At 55.3% G+C, this 22,913-nt stretch carries 19 protein-coding genes; 4 read left to right on the top strand and 15 right to left on the bottom strand.

Translation table 11 applies throughout. The features are described 5' to 3' along the window. Positions 1-12: 12 nt before the first annotated feature. From AUQ43_RS12880 to AUQ43_RS12870, 3 genes are all read right to left on the bottom strand, one after another. Entirely contained in the window at positions 13-1,728 is a 1,716-nt protein-coding gene (locus AUQ43_RS12880; protein ID WP_062956652.1) for a tetratricopeptide repeat protein, read from the bottom strand. Between the two features lie 196 nt (positions 1,729-1,924). Beyond that, positions 1,925-2,548 carry a DJ-1/PfpI family protein gene (locus AUQ43_RS12875; protein WP_062957293.1) on the bottom strand — a complete coding sequence of 208 codons (624 nt, stop codon included), beginning with the start codon at positions 2,546-2,548 and terminating at the stop codon, positions 1,925-1,927. Positions 2,549-2,714: 166 nt separating this feature from the next. Next, positions 2,715-4,352 carry an electron transfer flavoprotein-ubiquinone oxidoreductase gene (locus AUQ43_RS12870; RefSeq protein ID WP_062956651.1) on the bottom strand — a complete coding sequence of 546 codons (1,638 nt, stop codon included), beginning with the start codon at positions 4,350-4,352 and terminating at the stop codon, positions 2,715-2,717. Between the two features lie 273 nt (positions 4,353-4,625). Between AUQ43_RS12870 and AUQ43_RS12865 the strand changes: the two genes are divergently transcribed. The 3 genes from AUQ43_RS12865 to AUQ43_RS12855 all read left to right on the top strand — a co-directional run bounded on the left by AUQ43_RS12865 (position 4,626) and on the right by AUQ43_RS12855 (position 7,909). Beyond that, complete coding sequence (locus AUQ43_RS12865) at positions 4,626-5,519, top strand: uracil-DNA glycosylase family protein (protein WP_062956650.1); 894 nt, start codon at positions 4,626-4,628, stop codon at positions 5,517-5,519. Between the two features lie 232 nt (positions 5,520-5,751). Next, a complete protein-coding gene (locus tag AUQ43_RS12860) occupies positions 5,752-7,605 on the top strand; it encodes a lytic transglycosylase domain-containing protein (RefSeq protein WP_062957292.1) in 1,854 nt (617 codons plus the stop codon). 16 nt (positions 7,606-7,621) lie between these two features. Further along, a complete protein-coding gene (locus AUQ43_RS12855; RefSeq protein WP_062956649.1) occupies positions 7,622-7,909 on the top strand; it encodes a hypothetical protein in 288 nt (95 codons plus the stop codon). Between the two features lie 20 nt (positions 7,910-7,929). On the opposite strand, the gene AUQ43_RS12850 is transcribed toward AUQ43_RS12855, so the two are convergent. The 12 genes from AUQ43_RS12850 to acnA form a co-directional block, all read right to left on the bottom strand. Further along, complete coding sequence (locus AUQ43_RS12850) at positions 7,930-8,634, bottom strand: hypothetical protein (RefSeq protein ID WP_062956648.1); 705 nt, start codon at positions 8,632-8,634, stop codon at positions 7,930-7,932. Positions 8,635-8,680: 46 nt separating this feature from the next. Continuing rightward, positions 8,681-9,181: a cytochrome c-type biogenesis protein gene (locus AUQ43_RS12845; protein ID WP_062956647.1), complete on the bottom strand. Its 501-nt coding sequence runs from the start codon at positions 9,179-9,181 to the stop codon at positions 8,681-8,683. Next, positions 9,178-9,714 (bottom strand): DsbE family thiol:disulfide interchange protein, encoded by a 537-nt coding sequence (locus tag AUQ43_RS12840; RefSeq protein WP_062956646.1) that lies wholly within the window; start codon positions 9,712-9,714, stop codon positions 9,178-9,180. The genes AUQ43_RS12845 and AUQ43_RS12840 overlap by 4 nt, the downstream gene beginning before the upstream one ends. Beyond that, positions 9,711-11,774 (bottom strand): heme lyase CcmF/NrfE family subunit, encoded by a 2,064-nt coding sequence (locus AUQ43_RS12835; RefSeq protein WP_062956645.1) that lies wholly within the window; start codon positions 11,772-11,774, stop codon positions 9,711-9,713. Before AUQ43_RS12835 ends, AUQ43_RS12840 begins: the two co-directional genes overlap by 4 nt. A gap of 131 nt (positions 11,775-11,905) precedes the next feature. Next, positions 11,906-12,394: a cytochrome c maturation protein CcmE gene (ccmE, locus tag AUQ43_RS12830; protein ID WP_084272099.1), complete on the bottom strand. Its 489-nt coding sequence runs from the start codon at positions 12,392-12,394 to the stop codon at positions 11,906-11,908. Between the two features lie 13 nt (positions 12,395-12,407). After that, complete coding sequence (ccmD, locus tag AUQ43_RS12825; protein WP_062956643.1) at positions 12,408-12,605, bottom strand: heme exporter protein CcmD; 198 nt, start codon at positions 12,603-12,605, stop codon at positions 12,408-12,410. Next, positions 12,602-13,390: a heme ABC transporter permease gene (locus AUQ43_RS12820; protein WP_062957291.1), complete on the bottom strand. Its 789-nt coding sequence runs from the start codon at positions 13,388-13,390 to the stop codon at positions 12,602-12,604. Before AUQ43_RS12820 ends, ccmD begins: the two co-directional genes overlap by 4 nt. A 57-nt stretch (positions 13,391-13,447) precedes the next feature. Then, positions 13,448-14,113 carry a heme exporter protein CcmB gene (gene ccmB / locus AUQ43_RS12815; RefSeq protein WP_062956642.1) on the bottom strand — a complete coding sequence of 222 codons (666 nt, stop codon included), beginning with the start codon at positions 14,111-14,113 and terminating at the stop codon, positions 13,448-13,450. Then, positions 14,110-14,826 (bottom strand): heme ABC exporter ATP-binding protein CcmA, encoded by a 717-nt coding sequence (gene ccmA, locus AUQ43_RS12810; protein ID WP_062956641.1) that lies wholly within the window; start codon positions 14,824-14,826, stop codon positions 14,110-14,112. The genes ccmB and ccmA overlap by 4 nt, the downstream gene beginning before the upstream one ends. A gap of 140 nt (positions 14,827-14,966) precedes the next feature. Continuing rightward, positions 14,967-15,716: a thioredoxin family protein gene (locus tag AUQ43_RS12805; protein WP_062956640.1), complete on the bottom strand. Its 750-nt coding sequence runs from the start codon at positions 15,714-15,716 to the stop codon at positions 14,967-14,969. A gap of 98 nt (positions 15,717-15,814) precedes the next feature. Beyond that, positions 15,815-18,382, bottom strand: coding sequence for an EAL domain-containing protein (locus AUQ43_RS12800; RefSeq protein ID WP_084272097.1), 2,568 nt, complete (start codon positions 18,380-18,382; stop codon positions 15,815-15,817). A gap of 216 nt (positions 18,383-18,598) precedes the next feature. Beyond that, positions 18,599-21,286 (bottom strand): aconitate hydratase AcnA, encoded by a 2,688-nt coding sequence (gene acnA / locus AUQ43_RS12795; protein ID WP_062956639.1) that lies wholly within the window; start codon positions 21,284-21,286, stop codon positions 18,599-18,601. An 816-nt stretch (positions 21,287-22,102) separates the two neighbouring features. On the opposite strand from acnA, the gene AUQ43_RS12785 reads away from it, so the two are divergent. Beyond that, positions 22,103-22,912: an ABC transporter ATP-binding protein gene (locus tag AUQ43_RS12785; protein WP_062956637.1), complete on the top strand. Its 810-nt coding sequence runs from the start codon at positions 22,103-22,105 to the stop codon at positions 22,910-22,912. The last annotated feature ends 1 nt before the right edge of the window (position 22,913 follow it).

Below are 22,913 nucleotides of genomic sequence, written 5' to 3'. Positions count from 1 at the left end.
TTCCCAAATGTGTCAGTTCACGACAATCGGGGCCACGCTTGGTACCTGGCCATTGATTTTGGCTTCTACGGTACTGCGCAGGTCTTCGGTCGGATTGAATGACAGGGCGCGGTGCCACTGGAAACGGGCTTCGTGATAGCGCCCGATTTGCCAATAGGCATCCCCCAGATGATCATTGATTGTCGGGTCGTCAGGTTTCAGTTCGACAGCCTTTTCAAGCTGTTCAACCGCATCATCGAACCGGCCCAGCTTGTAATAGACCCAGCCGAGGCTATCGACGATATAGCCGTCATCAGGCTGCAATTCGACGGCACGTTTGAGCATGTCTTCGGCCTGATCGAAATTCATGCCCATATCAACCCAGCTATAGCCGAGATAGTTCAGAACATAAGGCTGTTCGGGTTCGATTTCGAGCGCTTGAAGGAAGTCTGCTTCGGCCTTGGCCCAGTCGCCCGCCCGCTCGTTTGCGATGCCCCGACGATACAACAAGCGCCAGCCAACCTGGGTCTTGCCGCCCAGACGTTCTATGGCCTTGTCATAGGCATCGGCAGCAGGGCCATATTCCTGCTGGAAGCGCAGGATATCGCCAAGCTGGATCAGGGCGTCCGGGCGGTCCCGGCGTTCGCCAACCATGTCTTCAAGGATATCAATTGCTTCGTCCGCACGGCCAATTTGCTCAAGGCTGGATGCGATGCGCAGTCGCGCATTCCAGCTGTGCGGTGAAGACACTGGAATGGCGCCGTAAACGTCAATTGCCGTTTCAAAGCGATTCTGGATTTCCATGACTTCGCCAACCAGAAGACGGGTAATGTCATCATCAGGGCGCAGCGACAACGAATAGCGCGCCATCAACAAGGATGGATCAACTGCGTTTTCCTGACTGAGCAAGGTGGCGATATCAAGATAGGCCTCTGCCAGACCCTCTGCCGGGGTCAGCATGGTCGCGATTGGCGGTTCGCCGCGATCAAGGCGCGCCAAATGGAAGGGCATGGCAAGCGATTGCGGATGCCGGTCCATGTAGCTTTCATAAAGAAGGGACGCCTTTTGCACCTGTCCTTTGCGCTCATAGACGGCACCAAGGGCCTCTGCCGCGCGAAGTGGCGCATCAGCCGGGTCGCCATAGGCGCTGGCAAGGGCGCGTTCGGCAGCATCAAAATCGCCAAAATGTGCAAGTATCAAGCCGCGATGATATTCCGAAAGCGGGTTCAGCGAACCATTGCCCTGCATGCCGTCAAGTGCGGCCATGGCTGCGGCCTTCTGATCAAGGCCGGTATAAAGCCATGCCTTTGCCAGCGGTGCAATCAGGGCGTTGATGCCGCGTTCGGGCAGGCTTGAAACAATATCAAGCGCATCCTGATAGCGATCTTCGCGAATGGCGGCATCCATGACCGTCAGGGCCGCAAACAGATCCTGATCGTTTTCCGACTGCAGTTGTTTGGCAATATCGACTGCATCACTGATACGCCCGTCGCTGATCAGCGCGAGGAAAGCGCGACGGCGCAGTTCTGCGTTATCGGGATCAAGGTTATGGGCACGCAAAAGATACTGCGCAGCATAGCCCGACTGGCTTTCAAGCTGTGCGGCCTTGCCTGCAAGGAAGTTGCCCGAAAAACCGTTGGATTGCGGATACTCGAAAACGGTGTCGTCGCTTTGTTGCGGCATGGTGCCACAGGCCGAAAGTGCAACAGCCGTCATCGGGATGAGGAGGTGTAACAGTTTACGTTTCAAAGGCTTTTCCTGCGTCCGCAATTCGGGTTCGGAGATGTAAGGTCGTATGCATCGCCATAGTGAATTTCGGGTTTAGCCTACTCAGTCGGCAATTATAAGGCAAAGCATTTGCAACACGGAACCATGCGCAAAGACCATCACAATAAAGTAATGATCCGCAAAGTGCCGAAAGCAGCGGGCAAAAGCATCATATTGGCTAGCAATAAAGTGGACGCTTGGCCGGGATATCCAACTGTTTGCCAATGATTTCGCGGGCCTGTTTGGCAAATTGAGAACGCTGTCCAACCGGGGCGACTGTCTCAAGCACGGCAATGGCCTTATCCAGGCCGACCGCCTTGGCAAGGAACCAGCCGGCAAGATAGCTTGACGACAGGCAGCCACCGCTGGTGACGATGTTGCCCTGTGCGACCAGCGGGCGGTCTTCGATCACGGCTTTGGTGCGTGCTATCAAGGGCCGGGTTTTGTTGTCTGTTGTTACGGTCGCGGGCAGCAGGCCCATGCGATACAGAAACAGAATGCCCGAACATTGTGCGCCAATCAGTTGCCGGGACGGATCAAGCGACAGCTGCTTCATGATATCCGGATCATTGATGTGATCGCGTGAATGAATGCCGCTGCCCAACAAGACCGCGTCGGCTTCCTGTGCAAAGGACAGAGGCCTTTGCACCGAGACAGAAACACCGTTCATTGATGTGACGGTGTCGCCGGTGCCAACGATTTCGGCATGGACGCCATCGGCCTTGGCGCGGTTTAAAATCGCCAAAGCGACGAAGCTGTCGAGTTCGTTGAAACCTTCAAGGGTCACAATTGCGATTCTCATGTTGTTCTTGCCTGCGCGTTGGAAAGGGCCGGTATTGAACGCACAGATTGAAATTGAAACAAGTGAAAACTTATATGCGGCTTTGACCGGCAGAAATCCAATCATCAGACCAAAAGAAAAAGGCCCGCATGACACGGGCCTTTTTGTGTGATGAAAGCCGGAAGGCTTACATGTTCGGATAATTTGGTCCGCCGCCACCCTCGGGCACGACCCAGACGATATTCTGGGTCGGGTCCTTGATGTCGCAGGTCTTGCAATGCACGCAGTTTTGCGCGTTGATCTGCAGGCGGTTGCCGCCATTTTCTTCATCTTCGACAAACTCATAAACACCGGCCGGGCAGAAACGGGCTTCGGGCCCGTCATAGACGGCAAGGTTGGTGTTTACCGGAACGGTGTCATTCTTAAGCGTCAGATGGACCGGCTGATCTTCACTGTGGTTGGTATTTGACAGGAAGACCGATGACAGCTTGTCGAAACTTATTTTGCCATCCGGTTTCGGATAGTCGATTTTCGGCATTTCTGCGGCGGGCTTCAGGCAGGAATGGTCTTCGTGGTTTTTGAAGGTCCAGGGAGCCTTGCCACCGAACAGATAGGTATCGACCGCGCTGTACGCCATACCACCCCAGAAGCCCCATTTGGCGAAGCTCGGGCGGATGTTACGCACCTTGTGCAGTTCCGGATAGACCCAGCTGTCTTTCAGACGCTGCGGGTAGCTGTCCATCTGTGCAGGCGTTTCGTCGGCAGTCAGGGCCTCAAACGCAGCCTCGGCGGCCAGCATGCCGGTCTTCATCGCGGTGTGCGAACCCTTGATCTTTGGCACGTTCATGAAACCGGCCGAACAGCCGATCAGGCAGCCGCCCGGGAAGACAAGATCGGGGATCGACTGGAAACCGCCTTCGTTTAGCGCACGTGCGCCGTACGAGATGCGACGACCATTTTCGAAAATCTTGCGAATTTCCGGATGCGTCTTGAAACGCTGGAATTCATCAAACGGGCTGAGATGCGGGTTTTCGTAATCAAGACCGATAACGAAACCGACAACCACCTGATTGTTATCAAGATGATACAGGAACGACCCGCCATAGGTGTTCTTGTCAAGCGGCCAGCCAACGGTGTGCTGAATCAGGCCTTCCTTGTGGACTTCGGGATCGACTTCCCAGAGTTCCTTGATCCCGATGCCATAGGTCTGCGGATCGGAGTTCTTGCGCAGATCGAACTTCTTGATCAGCTGTTCGGACAGCGAGCCACGGCACCCTTCGGCAAAGAAGGTGTATTTGGCATGCAGTTCCATACCCGGTTCGTGGTTCGGGCCCGGCGTGCCATCACGCTGCAGGCCCATATCACCCGTGGCGATGCCTTTGACCGAACCATCATCGTTAAACAGAACTTCGGCGGCGGCAAAGCCCGGATAAACCTCGACGCCAAGGGCCTCGGCTTGTTCGCCAAGCCAGCGGCAAACATTGCCAAGGCTGACGATATAGTTGCCCTTGTTGTGCATCTGCGGCGGGGTCGGCAGCTTTTTGGCACCGGTTTCGCTCAGCATCAAGAACTGGTCTTCGCCAGCGGGCACGTTTAATGGTGCGCCACGTTCTTGCCAGTCAGGGAAAAGTTCATTGATCGAGCGCGGCTCCATCACGGCACCTGAAAGGGTGTGTGCGCCGACCTCGGAACCTTTTTCAACCACACAGACGGTGATTTCTTTTTCCTGTTCCTGGGCGAGTTGCATTAGCTTGATGGCAGCCGACAGGCCGGACACACCGGCACCAACGACGACCACGTCAAATTCCATGGATTCCCGTTCCATTTGGCCTCTCTCCTTTGGCTGGCGATCTTGTCGAACTGTTTCCGTTCGTTGATCGTGAGCCGGTATTCACCGTTCAGGGTCTCGCCCAAGCCCTGATTTCTCAGATAGTTCTTGCGTGGTTAAGCTATAGCGATCATGGCATCGGTTGACAATCCATAGTCATAACCTGTGTCGCGTTTGTACTCTGGCACAAAGGACCCAAAATCGTATAAGGTCTTCCCAAGCAGTGCCCGCGATCCTGATTGCGGTGCAACATACATCGCCTTTGTGTAGATGAGCAAACCAATTACAGACTTTGATGTAAATAATCTCGACCCGTTCGAGGCCCTTGTCTGGCAGTTTGAGATGGGCGCGGACGAGGCCATCGCCGACGAGCCGCTTGACCGTTTCAAGGCATCTGAAAGCCTGCGCCAGAATGCGGCCAATCGTCAGGGATTTGGCGCGAATGGTCGCCCAGGGGGGCAGCGTCCTGCAGGGGCGTCGGCACGGCCTGCTCAGTCGGCTGGAACTGCTGGTCCTGCGCCGATTCCGGCTGGCGGGGATGGCGGGTTCCTGTTGTCTGATACGCCGCACGAGGCGCGCCAGTCCGCACGCGATGCAGCCGCTGCGGCAAACAGCCTTGATGAACTCAAGGCCGCTATTGAAAAGTTCGAAGGCTGCGCCCTTAAAAAGTCCGCCAGCAATACGGTCTTTGGCACCGGGAATGTCGAAGCAGATCTGGTGCTGGTCGGCGAAGCACCGGGCGCCGAAGAGGACCGTCAGGGCCTTCCGTTTGTCGGGCCAAGCGGCAAGTTGCTTGATGCCATGTTGCGGTCCATCGGACTGGCGCGTGAAGAGGCCTATATTACCAATATCCTGCCATGGCGACCGCCGGGAAACCGTCAGCCAACCACAGCCGAGGTTGCGGTGTGCGAACCGTTCATCCGACGTCATCTTGAGCTGATTGGTCCGAAGGTGGTTGTCTGTCTTGGCGGCAGTTCGGCCAAAACCCTGATGGAAGAAGATCGCGGCATTACGCGTTTGCGCGGCACGTGGAAGGAAATTTCCTTTGCCGATGGCAAAAATGCAGCCCTGACCGCAATGTTCCATCCGGCTTATCTTCTCAGGACGCCGGAACAAAAACGTCTTGCCTGGCGTGATTTGCGTGCGATTGCGCAAAAGCTTTAAGGAATTGGCGATAATATCGGCGTATGCATGGGAGATATGCAAGCGTTTCGGGTGCTTTGCGCGGTCCGCGCCAAGTGATTGATTCCAGATAAATGATTTCGCGGTTTGGGTGTTTTCTGCTATAAGACACGCCGTTGCACGAGGGGGAACACCGCAGGCAACGGGTTGCGAGACCAAACTGCTTCGGGATAAACACGCGGCTTGAAAACAAGCCTCGTTGGGGAAACTGATTTTGATCGAAGCAATAAGAACACGCCTGCCCGGTGTAAAACGCACCGTAAGGCAGGGACTTTTCTTTGCGTTTATGGGCACCATGACGGTCATGGCTGCCATGTCGCCTGCTGCTGCCAGCACGCAGGAACAGGCCGCCCTGAGCAGCCCTGTTCTGGACGACGCGCTTTCGACCCTGATCCCAAAGCCACTTTCCGAACGTGATGCCGAACTTTACGAACAGATTTTTGCCGTACAGGAGCAAGGTCGCTGGGACGATGCCGACCGCCTGATTTCGCGCCTGTCTGATGATGTCCTGATGGGGCATGTGATGGCGCAGCGCTATCTGCACCCGACGGCGTACCGGTCGCGTTACAAGGAGCTGAAGGGCTGGCTTGCAAAGTATGCCGATCACCCGCAGGCGCCGCGCATTTACAAGCTTGCGCTGACACGTCGCGGATCTGCCAATTATCCGAAAAAGCCTGTGGGCAGCTATGTTTCGGGTGCCGGTTATGATTACGAGAACATCACGCCCTATTATCACAAATCGACCAAGAAGCTGTCATCCAAGCAACGTTCGCGCGTTTCGACCCTGAAACGTCGTATTCGCCATCGCATTGGAAATGGCTGGCCGACCGGCGCGCTTGAAGTTCTTAACAGCGACGAGGCCCAGCGTATTTTTGATGCCTATGAGCAAGACCATGCCAAGGCCGCAATTGCATCGGGTTACTATTATTTTGGCAAACCTGATCTTGCACTGAAATATGCCAGTGAAGCAGCTAAGCGGTCGGGAAAATACCTGCCGCAGGCGCACTGGACTGCGGGTCTGACCGCTTGGCGTCTGGGCAAGATGGATGAATCGCACGCCCATTTTGCAGCCCTTAGCACAAACAAATATGCTTCAAGCTGGACCCGGACCGCAGGTGCGTTCTGGGCCGGTCGTATTGATCTGGCCGCAGGTCGATTTGACGAAGCCGATGCCATGTTGAACCGGGCGGCGGAATATCCGCGCTCGTTCTATGGTCAGTTGGCGATGCGCGCACTGGGACGTGATGACGTTTTTGACTGGGACAGCCTTGAGCTTGATGAAAACCGTGCCAACAAGCTGAAACTTGATCCGCATGGCCGTCGCGCACTTTCGCTGTTGCAGATTGGTCTGCGCGATGAAGCCGAACGCGAATTGCGCAAGGCAGCGGCAAAGGATGACGATTCGCTGCGTCGCGCTGTTCTGGCCCTGACCGATACCGCGAATTTCGCATCACTTACCATGCGTCTTGGCAGTTATATCGCGCAAAAGACCGGTGATGTGTTTGTAAACGCACTTTATCCGGTTCCGCCATGGGCACCGGAAGGTGGCTATGAAGTTGACCGTGCGGTGATTTATGCCTTCATGCGTCAGGAATCGGGTTTCAACACCGATGCGCGCAGCCATGCCGGTGCGCGTGGTTTGATGCAGCTGATGCCGGCCACGGCAAGCTATATTGGCAACACCCGTTACCGTGGTGCCAAACGCGCCGAGCTGTATCAGCCGGAAATCAACCTGTCGCTTGGACAGAAATATGTTGATCACCTGCTTGAGCAGAATGGTGTTGATAACGGCTTCTTGCAGTTGATGGCGGCCTATAACGGCGGCATTGGTAATCTTGGTCGCTGGCAGAAGGCGCTTAAGGACAATGTCGATCCGCTTTATTTCATCGAAAGCATCCCGTCGCGTGAAACGCGTTTGTTCATCGAACGCGTGATGGCAAACCTTTGGATGTATCGGTCGCGGTTCGGTCAGGAAACGCCGTCGCTTGATCTTCTGGCTGCTGGCGAATGGCCAACTTATCAGCCGCAGGATCAGGACACAGAGCGCGGCCTGACAGCGCAGCGTTAAGCATCAAGCACCTGCGATGACAGCCAATAACGGCGACAGCCCGCAAAAGTCCAGAACAACTGACAAGGACCGTACCCCGGATCAGGGGACGGTCCTTGATAGTATCAAGATGCCCCCCATGAGCGGGGAGGAAGCCCTGCGCCGGTTTGGTGAGGGGCATGGCAACCAAACGGGTGATGAAACGGAGCGTCCGTTCGGGGAACTTGAAAGTCTTCATCCTGTCATGAAGCTGGTCGCACTGGGCGGCACATTGTTGCTGATCGTTGCTGTGCTGTTGGGAACGTTGTATCTGTTTGCGGCCTAGTTCAGCGCCAAGTACAGCGCTTAGTCAGCATCTGCGTTGGATTGCAGGGCCTCGATCTCGCTTTGGGTGGCATTGCCAAGCGGATCGTCATTGGGCAGGTCGCGATAAAGATCACTTAGAACACGCAGCGCCTGATCGGGCTTATTGTTCTGTTTTAGCATCATACCGTAATAGTAGCGCGCCAGCAGATGGTTGGGCATTTGGCCCAGCGCATGCAAGACCAGATCACGCGACGTGCTGTCGATCTGTCCGTCCTGGGCGGTAATGCGGGTGTCGGCATATTCGATGGCAAGTAACGGGTTCTCGCCCGAAAGGGCATAGGCCTGTGCAAAGGCGGCCACGGCCCGTTCAATATTCCCCAGACGCAACGATCCACGTGCCAGGGCGACCCAGCCTTGAAGGTTACGCGGGTTGACCTCCAGCGAGACGACAATCTGATTAAGCAGTCTCCTGATCTGCTGTTCGGTTTTGAAATCGGGATCGGTGGCGTTATCGGCAACGGCAGCTGCGGCGGCGAGGTTGCGTTCGCCAGCACGATCCGCATAGGGCCGTGACGGAAGGGTCGGGCTGCCCAGCATGGCGTAAAGCCCCAATGCCGTGATAACCGGCAGGGCGGCAAAGGCAACGCGGCGCGCACGTGATCCTTGCCCCGCTGATTTCGGCAGGCTTGCATACAGGGCCGCACCCGCCAGAAGTGCCAGAACCGCCAAGCCAACCCAGATCACAGGAAACCTCCGGTGGGGTGATAATATGTCAGGCGATCACGTTGCATCAGGACTTGCCGTCGTCTTTTGAAGAACCAAGAAGTTCGTCCAGCCGTTTCTGTTCGTCCTTTGACAGCGATGCAGATGCCGGGGATCCATCGCGTTTCTTGCGACGGTAAAAGGCAAAAACAGCCAGAATTGCCAGCACCACCAGAACCGCCGGGCTTGCCCAAAGAATATATGTTTCGGGTTTCAGCGGCGGGTTCAGCAGAACATAGTCGCCATAACGGGCAACGATATAGTCGATGACTTCCTGATTGTCGTCCCCGGCGACAAGGCGTTCGCGGACCAGAACCCGCAGATCACGCGCCAGTTCGGCATCAGAATCATCAATCGACTGGTTCTGGCACACAAGACAGCGCAGTTCCTTGCTGATCTCGCGCGCACGTTCTTCAAGAACCGGATTGGACAGCATTTCATCGGGATTGACTGCCAAGGCGGGGGTGACTGCCAGAACCGGTAACAGAACGGCAAGCGCGCTGACAAGAATACTTAAGCGTCTGATCATCCCTTTATCTCCGCGATCTTGGGCAGCAGAACCTTTTCAAGAACTTCGACGGTGACGGGGCCGACATGCTTGTATCTTATCTGCCCGTTGCCATCGATAATGAAGGTTTCAGGCACGCCATAAACCCCAAAGTCAATCCCGGTCCGCCCGGACAGATCCATGCCGACGGCGGCATAGGGATCGCCAAGTTCATCAAGCCATTTAACGCCGTCTTCCGGGGCCTTTTCCTTGTAGTTCAGGCCATAGACCGGAACATTGGCTTCGCGTGAAAGGCGCTTGATCAACGGGTGTTCTGCGCGGCACGGAATGCACCAGCTTGCAAAGACGTTGAGAACCGATACTTCACCCTGGGTCAGATCGGCACGCGACAAGCCCTTTTCGCGACCAGGCAGAGGGGGGAGCGAGAATTCCGGGGCCGGTTTGTCGATCAGGACCGATGGCACGACGGAGGCATCCTTGTCGATATTCAACAAAAACACCCCGGCCAAGGCGGCAAATAAAACCAGCGGGATTACGGCGATCGAAAATCTCATGAAGCGGGAACTCCAGTGTTCTTAAGGCGCAATACCACGCGCGTGAGGATGCTGAAACATCCACCGATCAACATCAATAACATGCCACCCCAGACCCATGGCATCATCGGCAAATAATGCACCGTCACCACCCGGCCGCCATCATCAGCACGGTCCCCGATTGAAACATGCAAATCGCCGTCGCGACCATGCCAGATATCTGCTTCGCGGGTTTCAACCCCGCGGGTCGGATAGTAACGAATTTCGGGGAAAAGCTCAGTCACAGGCAGGGAGTGGCGATACAGAATAAAGGTCGCCTGACGGGTGGCGTAGTTTTCGCCTGCCAAAAGTGAGACACCCTCATATTGCAGGTTATAGGGGCCAGCCTGAATGCTTTGTCCGGCACGTGCCGAGACGACAACCTGTTCTTCCCAGATGCTGCTGGCCGATCCACCGGCAATCAGAATTGCCAGGCCGATATGGGCCAAAGTCATGCTGACATAGCGTGGTCCAAGAAGTTGCAAGTTGCGATACTTGCTTTCGCCATGTTCCGGATGACGCCAAAGCCGCGCCCATAAATCACTGAGCGACGCGGTTAGCACCCAACCCGCAAGGCCAATGCCGATCAGCGGGGCCGGGGACATCTCGATAAAGCGGATGGAAACAAACAGGACGGTGATCAATGACAGGATGGCGGCCAGTTTCATGCGCCGTCCGATCATCCATATTTCATCCTGACGCCAGCGCAGCGCCGGCGCAAAAGCCATCAAGAACAGCAATGGCAGAACAATCGGGACCAGGACTTTGAGATAGAACGGTGAGCCCACCGTAATGGGGTCGCCGGTAATCCATTTCAGGACCAGCGGATAGATGGTGCCAATCAGCACGACAGCAGCAACCAATGCCAACATGACGCTGTTAAGGAACATCGCACTTTCGCGTGAAATCACCTCGAAATAACGACTGGTGGCCATCTGATCAACGGATCGCCAAAACAGGTAATAAGCGCCTGCAAATACCGCACAGAAGCTGACCAAAAGGCCGGTGCTGTCGCTGGGCAGAAGCTGGGTTTCCGGCAAGGGGACAAACAGTCCCGAACGGGTCAGGTAAACCCCGAACCAGCCAACGGCAAGGGCTGTGATGCCAAGAAAGGCTGTCCATCCGCGCAGGGTTTCGGTTTTTTCCAGTACCGCCCGGCAATGCAAAAGTGCGGTGGCCAGCAGCCACGGCAAAAGCAGGCTGTTTTCGGCCGTATCCCAGTACCACCAGCCGCCCCATGCCTGTTCGCTATAGGAGCGATAGGCATTGATCGCGATCGCGGTGCCAAGGCAGACCCAGGATCCAATCGTCCAGGATCGCATGGTTTCGGCCAGTTGCCGGTCGATCCTGCGATCAAGCAACCCGGCCAGTGTCAGCGCAAAAATACCAGCCAATCCCGCCAGACCAAGATAAAGAAACGGTTCACGCAGAACTTTTAGCAGGTCCTGACTTTGCGGATTCATGCCCCGACCATCAAGCGGCGCGACACTGCTGCGCAGGAACGGATCAGCATCAATCAGGGTCACAACACCCAGAACGGCGATCAAAAGCCCGAGTATCGAAAGCGCGTTACGGCCAAAGTGGTCATCACCGGTTTTCGCGCTTTTGCCCATTTGAAGCGCCAGAAGCAGATTGACCAGCGACAATGCCACAAGCCAAACCAGCATCGCCCCACCATCCGGTGTAAAGGCGGCACCGATCCGGTACAGCATCGGCGTGGATGAATGACTGACATCGGTTACGACAGGAAGGGTGAAATCGCTGACGATAAAGGCGTTTAGCAATGCCCCCTCGGCCAGAAGACCAAGCAAAAGGATCACCGCAGGCAGCAAGAACAGATTGGCGGGTTTCGCCGCCGTGCCTGTGGCGCCAACAGGATCGTCATCGGGAAGCTCTGGGCTGCCCTGTGGTGTGGCCGTACTGGTTTGGGGGCGAAGCATGCGCAGAGAGGAATGGATCCACAGCGGACTGAACAGGACGGCCTGTCCGATCCCGGTGACCACCATCAGAAGCAGGGCAAAATGTCCTAACTCTGCAAGCATGTGCGTCTAAGGCTTCCCCAGAAAGTTCCCTTGCAACCTATTGCCTGATCTGCTTGGGGCGGATCAAGAGGCAATGGTCGCGGTTGTGTTCTTGTTGCGTGCGATCGGGTTTTATGGCGGTAGAATGTGGCTTAATTGCGCATCTGTTCGGCGTTTTTGGCTTCGATTTCTTCCCAGTAGCCGCTTTTCTTAAGCGATTCGGCGACTTCGGGCGGCATGTAGTTCTCGTCGTGCTTTGCCAGAACTTCGGATGCGACAAACGTACCTTCGCTGCTCATATGGCCTTCGGCAACAACGCCCTGACCTTCACGGAACAGGTCGGGTAAAATCCCGCGATAGGACACCGGAACAGTCTCAGCCATGTCCGTGACAACAAAGGCAATCGTCTGGCCGTCATCAAGTTTGGTCACTGATCCTTCAACGACAAGCCCGCCGACACGCAATCGCTGATCCGGGTCAATCGGTGACTTTTCAGCGATTTCGGTCGGGCTGAAGAAGAATACGACCGAATCTTCGAAGGCGGTCAGCAAGAGTGCGGCTGCGCCGCCAACGGCGAGCAAAATGGCGGCAATGGCATACATGCGTTGGCGTTTGCGGATTTTCGCGCGGGAAAGTGACACGTTCGTTCTCCGGTCAGGATGCCGTTGGGGACTTTTTGGTGCGGCGCGGGCGTCGTGATTGCAAGACAGTTTCGAGTTGATCGCGTTCCGTCTCGCTGCTGCGCAGGCCGCGCAATGTCGAGATCAGCAAAGCAATCATGGCCAAAGCTGTCAGGCCATAGCTTGCCCAGATATAACTGCCATAACCGCCCATTGAGAAGAATTCACTCATTGCTTGGCCTCCGCATTGTGACCGGCATCATAGGATTGTTCCTTGGCAGTGGCCGGATTGCTGCGTTCGTCGAACATGCCCGAAAGATGCAAGGCACGAATGCGTCGCTCATTGAGTTCCAGACGGACACGCAGGATCAGAACAACGAAGTAGTAACAGGTAAAACCAAGGATCATCAGGGCAAGCGGCAATTGCATGCTTGGATCAACGGTGGGACCATCCATCCGCACGATGGATGCCGGTTGATGGAGCGTATTCCACCAATCGACTGAGAATTTGACAATCGGCACGTTGACCGCGCCGACCAGTGCCAACGCAGACCCAGCCTTTGATCCGCGTTCCGGGTCGTCAAAGGCGTTCACCAAAGCCATGTAGCCAAGATAGAGGAACAAAAGGATCAGCATTGATGTCAGGCGGGCATCCCACACCCACCATGTTCCCCACATCGGTTCACCCCATAGCGATCCGGTAACCAGACAAACGACGGTGAACATGGCGCCAATCGGTGCCGTGGCGCGCGCACAAATATCAGCCAACGGGTGCTTCCATATCAGGCTCATCGCGCCGCAGATCGCCATGCCGACATAGCAAAACAGGCCCATCCAGGCAGCCGGTACATGGATATACATGATCCGTACGGTATGGCTTTGCTGATAATCAACGGGTGATGCGATCAGGGAGAAATACAGCCCGACCGCAATCAGAATTGCGGTCAAAACCGACAGCCACGGCAGGATCGGGGCTGTGAATTTCAAAAACACACTTGGTTTGGCAAAGCGATGCATTTTTTCTTTTCCTTGGTGCGGAAATCCGCAAAGGGTCATCCCGTATCGTATCTTGTTCTATTCCATGGCCTGTCGAACGGCATGGGCGGTGGCAAAGGGCGCTGCTGCCAGTGTCAAAAGCAGGATCGCAGCCATGATCTGTAGTTGCGCGGTCGCTGAAATGCCCAGAAGGGCGGCCTCAACCGCACCGGCCCCAAAGATCAGAACCGGAATATAAAGTGGCAACACCAGAAGTGAAACCAGTACACCACCCCGGCGCGCCCCCAGTATGAGTGCTGCGCCAATTGCCCCGATCAGGCTGAGTGCCGGTGTTCCAAGCAGCATAGCAACCATAAGAATGATGAAGCCGTCTTGATTCATGTTAAGCATCACCGCCATCAGCGGTGCCGCAATGATCAGCGGAAGCCCGGTTGTCAGCCAATGTGCCAGCACTTTACCCAATATAAGAAGCTCCAGCGACACGGGCGAGAGGGTCAAAAGTTCAAGCGAACCGTCTTCGTAATCGGTCTGAAAAACGCGTTCGAGTGACAGCATGGCAGCAAGCAGCGCCGAGACCCAGATCACACCAGATGCAATGCGTGCCAGAATGTTGGCTTCCGGCCCGACACCGAACGGAAACAGGGTGGTCGTGACAATAAAGAACGCAACCACCATCACGGAATCGGCCCCTTGGCGCATGGCCAGACGCAGGTCACGTTGCAGGATCGCCCAAAAGCCGTTCATTGCGCGGCCTCCGGCGATGACTGGCTTGTTGCGTTGTCCGATTGATCGTCATCCATTTCGTCTTGTTCGGCCAGCCACTCGACCATCGGAACGGCAAAATCATCAAGATCCAGAATGGTCGGGTTTTTGACATCAAGATCGATATGGGTGGAATAGATCACGATCCCGCCATCCTTGCGGAAACTGGCAATCAATTGCGCCAATTCAGCGCAGCTTTCACGGTCCAGACCGACGGTTGGCTCATCAAGGAGCCACAGATCACTTTGCCCGATCAGAACGCGGGCAAGGGCACTGCGTCGCTTTTGCCCGCTTGAAAGGTATCGCCCGGTGACACTAGCCAGGTGATGGATATCAAGCGCATCCAATGCCCGGTCAATGGCGGCGTCAAGATCACGGACTCCGCGCAGCTGTCCCCAAAGGCGAAGATTGTCACGGACTGTCAGGACGGGTTTGATGGCATCCTGATGGCCCAGATACTGGGTGCGGCCATGATGCGCGATCCGGTCATCGGCAATGTTTTCACCGTTCCAGTACAGTGTGCCGGATCGCGGTGCCAGAAGACCCGCCATCAGGCGCAACAGGCTTGATTTGCCAGCGCCGTTTCGACCACGCAGCATGATGGCGTCACCGGAAGTGGCCGAAAAGGACAGGCCACCAAACACCAGTCTTTCGCCGCGCAGGCAGGTCAGATCAGAACCGCTAAAATCAGCCATATAACCCGTTAGATTGTCTGAAATTCATTCTGCAACACGTCATGATATAGCGCGTTACAGTGCATTATTCATGCAATAACCGACAATGGGCTTAAAGGCATTGTTTCAAATCAATCCAAATTCACCCTTGCACGGTGAAGTCAGTCATCGAAGCGGATCATCGCAGCGCCGCTGATCGGGCCGCCGCGGCCATTCTGGACCAGAATGGCAATGCCCCCGTCATAGGGTTCTGACATGGCAAACGGAATTTGGCGGGTGGTGCCATCCCACTGACCGAGACTGATCATTTCACGCACGACATTGGCATGCACCAGACGTTTGCCGGCGTTTTCGCCTGACAGAACATCGCGCGCATGTTCGCGGTCAAAGCCGATCAGCCAGATTTGGCCACCATTTCCTGCGGCCTGTTTGCCAACGCCGCGCAGGGAAACAGTTCCGCGTGCCGCCTGGCCGGTGTCGGATGTGGCCAGCTTGATATCGGCAACGTCACGCAATGGTGCAAGGTCGCTGCTGGCTGCCCGAATCTGCTGTTGGGCCGTTGCGCGGACGACGTGATCCCCATTGATGATGACCTGTGGCGTGTACACATAGCGTTCGCGCATGCGATCGGCGTATTCGCGCTGGCGCTGGCTATATCGGGCATCAGAAAATGGATCGGTCCATCCAAGATAGTTCCAGTAGTCGACATGATAGGACAGCAACAGCAGGTCGTCATGCTGCTGGGCAAGGTTGTAAAGAACCTTGTCGGCAGGCGGACAGGAGTTGCAGCCTTGTGACGTGTAAAGTTCCACCACGGCGCGCGGCAATACACTTTCAGCCGCAGTCGCAGGGCCAGCAACCATCATAATGGTCAGTGCAAGGGTACATAAAAGGGGGCGAGTGTTTTTCATGACATTGATGATGCCTGAAAACAGTCTTCACCGGCCAATCACAAGGCGTTGAAAGCCACGCGACCCTGTAAAGCGCGATGATTCCGTTGTGCTTTTTTTTAAGACGTGCGGGCGTTTTTTGCCTTGGCAAGTTCCGAAACCTGGCTGGCGGGCATCGGCTGGCCAAGCAGGTAGCCCTGTATAAGGTCACAACCGGCATTTCGCAGCACTTCAAGCTGTTTTTCGTTTTCAACGCCTTCGGCAACGCAGGTTTTGCCAAGGTTGCGCGCCATATTGATAATCGTGATCGGAAGCGTTGCGCCATCCGGGCCATCTTCGATATCCCGCACAAAACTGCGATCGAGTTTGATCACATCAAACGGCAATGTGCGCAGGTAACTTAGGCTGGAAAAACCGGTTCCGAAATCATCAAGGGCGATCCTTACGCCAAGATTGCGCAGGCGCTGCAGTTTGGTGCGCATATCGTCGATATTGCGCATGAACAGGCTTTCGGTGACCTCGATCTCCAGTCTTTCGGCGGCGACACCCTTTTCGACGAGGATTGCGCGAAGTTGATCGGCAAAATCCATCGAGCCATAGAATTGCTGAACCGATACATTCACCGCAAGGCCCAGATTGAACAGACCTTCCTGCCGCCAGGCGATCAGCTGGTCACAGGCGGTGCGGATGACCCACCGGCCCAGTTCGCCAATGACTCCCATTTCCTCGGCAACCGGCACAAAAGTCGAGGGCGGGATGGTTTTGCCTTCGGCCGTGGTCCAGCGCAACAAGGCTTCGACGCCGGTTATGTCACCTGTCTTTGCGTCAAACTGTGGCTGGTAGACAAGGTGGAGTTCCTGGTTGTCAATTGCGCGCCGCAAGGCGGTTTCAAGGGCAAGGTCTGCACCCTTTTGACTGTGCAGATTGACACTATAAAGCCCGACGCGATTTCTGCCCTGTTCCTTTGTCTTTTCCTTGGCCTGGGCCATCGCAAGTTCGGCACAGCGAATGATATTGCTGGTGTCGTTGGCATCTTCGGGGAAGGAGGCAATGCCGACGCTGGCAGAAAGATAGACATCTTCGCCCTTACGGGTCTGGTGTGCTTCATCCAGCCGGCTGAGCAATTTTTCGGCAATATTGACAGCTTCCTGTTCGGTTTTCACGTGTGGCAGAATGGCCGCGAATTCGTCGGCGCCAACACGGGCAACAACCGCATCATGCCCAAGCTCGCGGCTGATCCTGCGCGCGACTTCAACAAGAACGTCATCCCCGGTGCTGTGACCAAGGGCATTGTTCACACGCTGGAAGTTATCAATATCAAGCATGGCAATGCTTAATGGGCGCCCGACCCGGCGGGCGCGCCCGATATGAAGAGACAACAGTTCCGAAAACCGGCGGCGGTTTGGCATGCCGGTAAGTTCGTCGGTAAAGGCAATGCGCAGCACGTCTTCGCGGTTTTTTTTCCGACCGCTGATGTCGGTGAAAATCGATGCGTAATGCGTCACATTGCCATCGCCATCGCGCACGGCCATGATCGAAAGCCATTCGGCATAAATCTCGCCAGATTTCCGGCGGTTCCAGATTTCGCCTTCCCATTTCCCCGTGCGGGCAAGGTCCGCCCAGAGCTTGTCATAGAATTCCTTGCTTTGACGCCCGGACTTCAAAATGCTGGGTGTCTTGCCGATGACTTCTTCGGCTTGATAACCGGTCACGCGGGTGAAGGCCGGATTGACGGCCTCGATTTCCGACTGCGCGTTGCAAATCATCACGCAATCGGGTGAATTTTCGATCAGTTTGTTGGCAAGTGCCAGTGACTGGCGTGCCTTGGTCAGTTCACTGCCGCCGTCCTCGGCCAGATTGCTGAGATGAACCAGATAATCCTGTTCGATAAATTCCAGAAGGTCGGCAAATGACAAAACCCCGATGGTCTCGTCATGGTGGTTGTGAACGACAAGATGACGGAAATTGTCGCGCATCATCATGTTGCGCGCGTCATCAAGGTTCATGTCCTGACGGATAAACTTTACCGGGCGGGAGGCAATGTCACCGGCTGTCAGGTTTTCATGCTCAGTGGCCAGATGGCGCAGAATATCGCGTTCGGTGATGATGCCGGTTTTTAGTTCTGCTGGCAGATCTTCGGCAAAGCCCGAAATGATGGCGCTGTCGCATTTCTCGGAATGCATGCGTTGACGCAATTCCCAGACACGAATGTCCTTGTGCGCAAATACGGTGGATTGACGAACGGCATCAGCAACGTCATTGGCGATAAACGGCTTTTTGTCGCCGACATGACGGATCAGGTCTGTTTGGCTGATAATGCCGACCAAACAGCCGTCTGCGTCGATGGTGACAAGGTGGCGAACACCGCGATCACGCATGCGAACGATGGCCGATTGCGGCGTGGCATGAACCGAAATCGTATGAACCGGTGCTGACATCTGTGTCGCAACCGGTTCCGAAAGTGCCGCCGCAGTCGTGGCTGGCAACGAGAGCAAATCATGCTCGGTAACAATTCCCACAGGTTTGTTGGCGACGACAACAACAACCGAACTGCTGTTGGCACGTCGCATCTTGGCGATGGCCTCGCCAAGCGTCTCCTGCGGATCACAGCTTAAAACTGTTCCCGGTGAAAGTGTGCCGACCGTCAGCCCAAATGGACGTCCGTCTGAGGATGAAGGGCGTATCATACAGGTTTGCTCTGTTGGATTGTTCTTGTTCGCTATTATTCTTAAGGGTGACTCGTGCGCGCCTTTCCTAGCAGGTTCGGCGTTCTTAAGAATTGTTCTGGATCAACTTGGCAATTTTCAGTTGAGCATTGTTCAGTAAGAACCATCCCAAACAACAACACCCCACCGGAAAACCGGTGGGGTGTCAATATCTCTGCCAAAGATTTCAGGAAGAAATCAGGCAGCTTTCATCATGTTACGCAGAACGAACTGCAGGATGCCGCCATTCTGGTAGTAGAGAACTTCGTTCTCGGTATCGATACGGCAGGTGGCGATGCATTCTTCGGTGCTGCCATCCTTGCGCGTGATGCGAACCGTGACATCCTGCAGCGGGGTGATGCCATCACCAATGCCCAGAACATCAAAGGTTTCCGAGCCATCCAGCTTATAGGTCTCACGACCTTCGCCATCCTTGAACTGCAGCGGCAGAACGCCCATGCAGACCAGGTTGGTGCGGTGGATACGCTCGAAGCTTTCGGCGATAACAGCTTTGACGCCAAGCAGGTTGGTGCCTTTGGCTGCCCAGTCACGCGAAGAACCGGTGCCGTATTCCTTACCGGCCACGACGACCAGCGGGGTGCCTTCGGCCTGATAACGCATTGCAACGTCATAGACCCAGCCCTGTTCGCCCGACGGATAATGAACCGAAACACCACCTTCGGTGCCCGGTGCCATTTCGTTACGGATACGAATGTTGGCAAAGGTACCGCGCATCATGACTTCGTGGTTGCCACGACGTGCGCCATAGGAGTTGAAGTCACGAACCGCGACACCATTCGCCTTGAGGTATTCACCTGCCGGGCTTTCTTCCTTGATCGAACCGGCCGGGGAAATGTGGTCGGTGGTGACAGAGTCACCGAGGATCAGGAGCGGACGTGCGCCGTGAACTTCAGCGAAGTCACCCGGCTCTTTCGCCATGTTGACGAAGTAAGGCGGGTTCTGCACGTAGGTGGACTTGTTGTCCCACGCGAAGGTTTCGCCTTCGGTGACTTCGATTTCCTGCCACGGTTTCGGACCGGCAAAGATGTTGTCGTAACGATCTTTGTACATTGACGCCGAGATCGAGGACGCGATGGTGTCAGCGATCTCTTTGTTGGTCGGCCAGATGTCTTTCATGAAGACGTCATTGCCGTCCTTGTCCTTGCCGATCGGATCCTTGTCGAGGTCGATCTTCAGGTTACCGGCAAGCGCATAGGCAACAACCAGCGGCGGGGAGGCAAGGTAGTTTGCCTTGACCTGCGGGCTGATACGGCCTTCGAAGTTACGGTTACCCGACAGAACGGCGGTGACGAGCATGTCGTTACCATCGATCGCGTCGATGATCGGTGCCGCCAGCGGACCGGAGTTACCGATGCACGTGGTGCAACCGAAACCGGCAACGTTAAAGCCAAGCTGATCCAGGTAATCCTGAAGGCCTGCTTTTTCGAGATAGTCGGCAACAACCAGAGAACCCGGTGCAAGCGAGGTTTTCACCCACGGCTTGCTCTGAAGGCCGAGTTCGACAGCTTTTTTCGCCAGAAGACCTGCTGCGATCAAAACGCTCGGGTTCGAGGTGTTGGTGCAAGAGGTGATCGCGGCGATGACGACGTTACCGTCTTTCATTTCGAAGTTTTCGTTCGAAACCGGGACGGAACGATCGGCATCAACACCCGGTGCCATTTCGGCAAAGGTGTTGTTGAAGCTTGAAACGGCATCTTTGAGCAGAACACGGTCCTGCGGACGCTTCGGACCCGAAAGGGCCGGCTCGACGGTCGAAATGTCAAGCTCAAGCGTTGCGGTGTATTCGGCTTCATGTGCCGGGTCACGCCACATGCCCTGTTCTTTGGCATATGCCTCGACCAGAGCAATCTGGTCTTCGTCACGGCCGGTCGAACGCATGTAGTTCAGCGTTTCGTCATCGATCGGGAAGAAGCCACAGGTCGCACCATATTCCGGTGCCATGTTACCGATGGTCGCACGGTCCGGCAGGCTCATGTGGTCAAGCGCATCGCCATAGAATTCGACGAATTTGCCGACAACGCCTTTTTCACGCAGCATCTGAACGACGCGCAGAACAAGGTCAGTTGCGGTGATGCCTTCTTTCATGGAACCGGTCAGCTTGAAGCCAACGACTTCCGGGATCAGCATCGAGATCGGCTGACCAAGCATTGCTGCTTCGGCTTCCAGACCGCCAACACCCCAACCCAGAACGGCAAGGCCGTTCACCATGGTGGTGTGGGAGTCCGTACCAACCAGCGTGTCCGGATATGCAACGGTTTTGCCGTCTGCGTCTTCGCCGGTCCAGACGACCTTGGCAAGATGCTCGACATTGACCTGGTGGCAGATACCTGCGCCCGGCGGAACAATACGGAAATTGTTGAAGGCGTTCTGGCCCCAACGCAGGAATTCGTAGCGTTCGCCGTTACGTTCGAACTCGACTTCCATGTTTTTGTCGAGTGCGTCGTCGGTGCCAAAGAAGTCGATCATGACCGAGTGGTCAATGACGAGGTCAACCGGTGAAAGCGGGTTCACCTTCTGGGCGTCGCCACCCATGTTGACGACGGCATCGCGCATGGCAGCAAGGTCAACGACGGCGGGAACGCCGGTGAAGTCCTGCATCAGAACGCGGGCCGGACGATAGTTGATCTCGTGGCTGCTCTTGTGCTCTTTGAGCCAGTCAACAACAGCTTTGACATCGTCGGTTTTAACAGTGAAATCGTCTTCGTAACGCAGAAGGTTCTCAAGAACGACTTTCAGCGTGAACGGAAGTTTTGAAACGTCGCCGAATTTCTCGGAAGCAACTTTGAGGCTGTAATAGTCGACGGACTTGTCCCCGACTTTCAGCGTACGGCGCGTTTTCAGGTTGTCTTTGCCACAAATGGACATCAGACCCTCCTCAAGGTGGTTTAAAGGGCTTGTCGTGACAAGACACCCCGACCGTCGGAGCGCCGAGCGGTGGGCTATCTGTGTTGCGTGACGCGGGTCACGGCTACATATCTATGTGCAACGGGGTTACACCACAATTCCCTGTGAAAGTCCAGACCCCGAAAAGGGGTATTGGGGAAAACCCGTTGATCACAGTGTATTGGCAAAGTCCAACAAGCACTAAAGCAGCTGTAAACGATATGTGCCGTGGCATTTGACCTTTCAATAGGATGGTCGGCAACACGGAGTCTGTCCTTCATGACATGTTGATGATCGCCGATGGCGACAAGGCAAAGTGCGTCACCTCGGGTGCCGCCCATTTGCGTGCTGTTGCGACTCCGGCTGCGTTTGGGAATGCCAAGACTCGAATCAAGCAAGAAGTGATGATGTTGGGCCGGTCCGGATTGTGCGGTGCATGATTGCCAAAATTTTTTGCAACGCGGCGATTGAAAATGCCCCGAATTGGTCAGGCCGCCAGATAACGCTACGTAATCAAGGGTAGAATGACCGGTTTAATATACAGGCAAATAATTGTGCGCTGCAAATTTGTAGAAAAGTCCCAACCCGTTGAGAATCATTGCATTGACGCGATATGCTGAAATTGGTACTTAAATGCCTATTAAATGTGTCAGGCCCGGTTTCCGTAAGGTCAGGGTCATAAAATAAAACGACACATCATCAGGGAAACTGAACAGCGGTTTGCAAATTTTGACGCGAAAGAACCCGAAATGCGGTTCTGCGGTATTTGCGGCCCAAGTCAGGGAGGAATGCGACGGCATGACGTCACAGGGTCCTATTTTACAGATCAGCGACGTGTCGCTTGTTTTCGGCGGTGTGCGTGCGCTGAGTGATGTCAGCTTTTCCGTTCAACCGGGCGAGCTTTTTTCGATCATTGGCCCGAATGGCGCTGGCAAGACGTCCATGTTGAACTGCGTATCGGGGCGTTACACCCCGACGATGGGTTCGGTGTCCTTCAAGGGGCAGGATGTTACCGGGCTTAAACCCAATGATCGCGCCGAGCTGGGCATTGGTCGTACCTTCCAGAACCTTGCACTTTTCGGTCACATGAATGTGCTTGATAACATCATGGTTGGCCGTCACCACCTGCTAAAGAACAACTTCGTGAACGGGCCGCTTTACTGGCTTGGCGGGGCGCAGAAGGAAGAGCTGGAACACCGTCGCTTCTGCGAAGATGTTATCGATTTTCTTGAAATTTCCCACATCCGCAAGGCAACAGCCGGAACGCTTTCATATGGTCTGCGCAAGCGAGTTGAGCTTGCGCGCGCGGTTGCGTTGCGCCCCGATCTGATCCTGCTGGATGAGCCGATGGCGGGCATGAACCTCGAAGAAAAAGAGGACATGGCGCGCTTTATAATCGATCTCAATGAAGAGTGGGGCATGACCGTTGTCATGATCGAGCATGACATGGGTGTGGTCATGGATATCTCAAACCGGGTGATGGTCCTTGATTTCGGTCGCAAGATTGCCGAAGGCCTGCCAGATGAGGTGATGGCCAACAAGCATGTGAAGAAAGCCTATCTCGGCGAAGAAGACGACGAAACGGACGAAGACGAGCAGGTGGCCTGAG

The organism is Thalassospira sp. MCCC 1A01148, assembly GCF_001613795.1.
Taxonomy (GTDB): domain Bacteria; phylum Pseudomonadota; class Alphaproteobacteria; order Rhodospirillales; family Thalassospiraceae; genus Thalassospira.
Note: the sequence above shows the minus strand (reverse complement) of the source record. Positions and strands in the feature narration are given on the sequence as shown.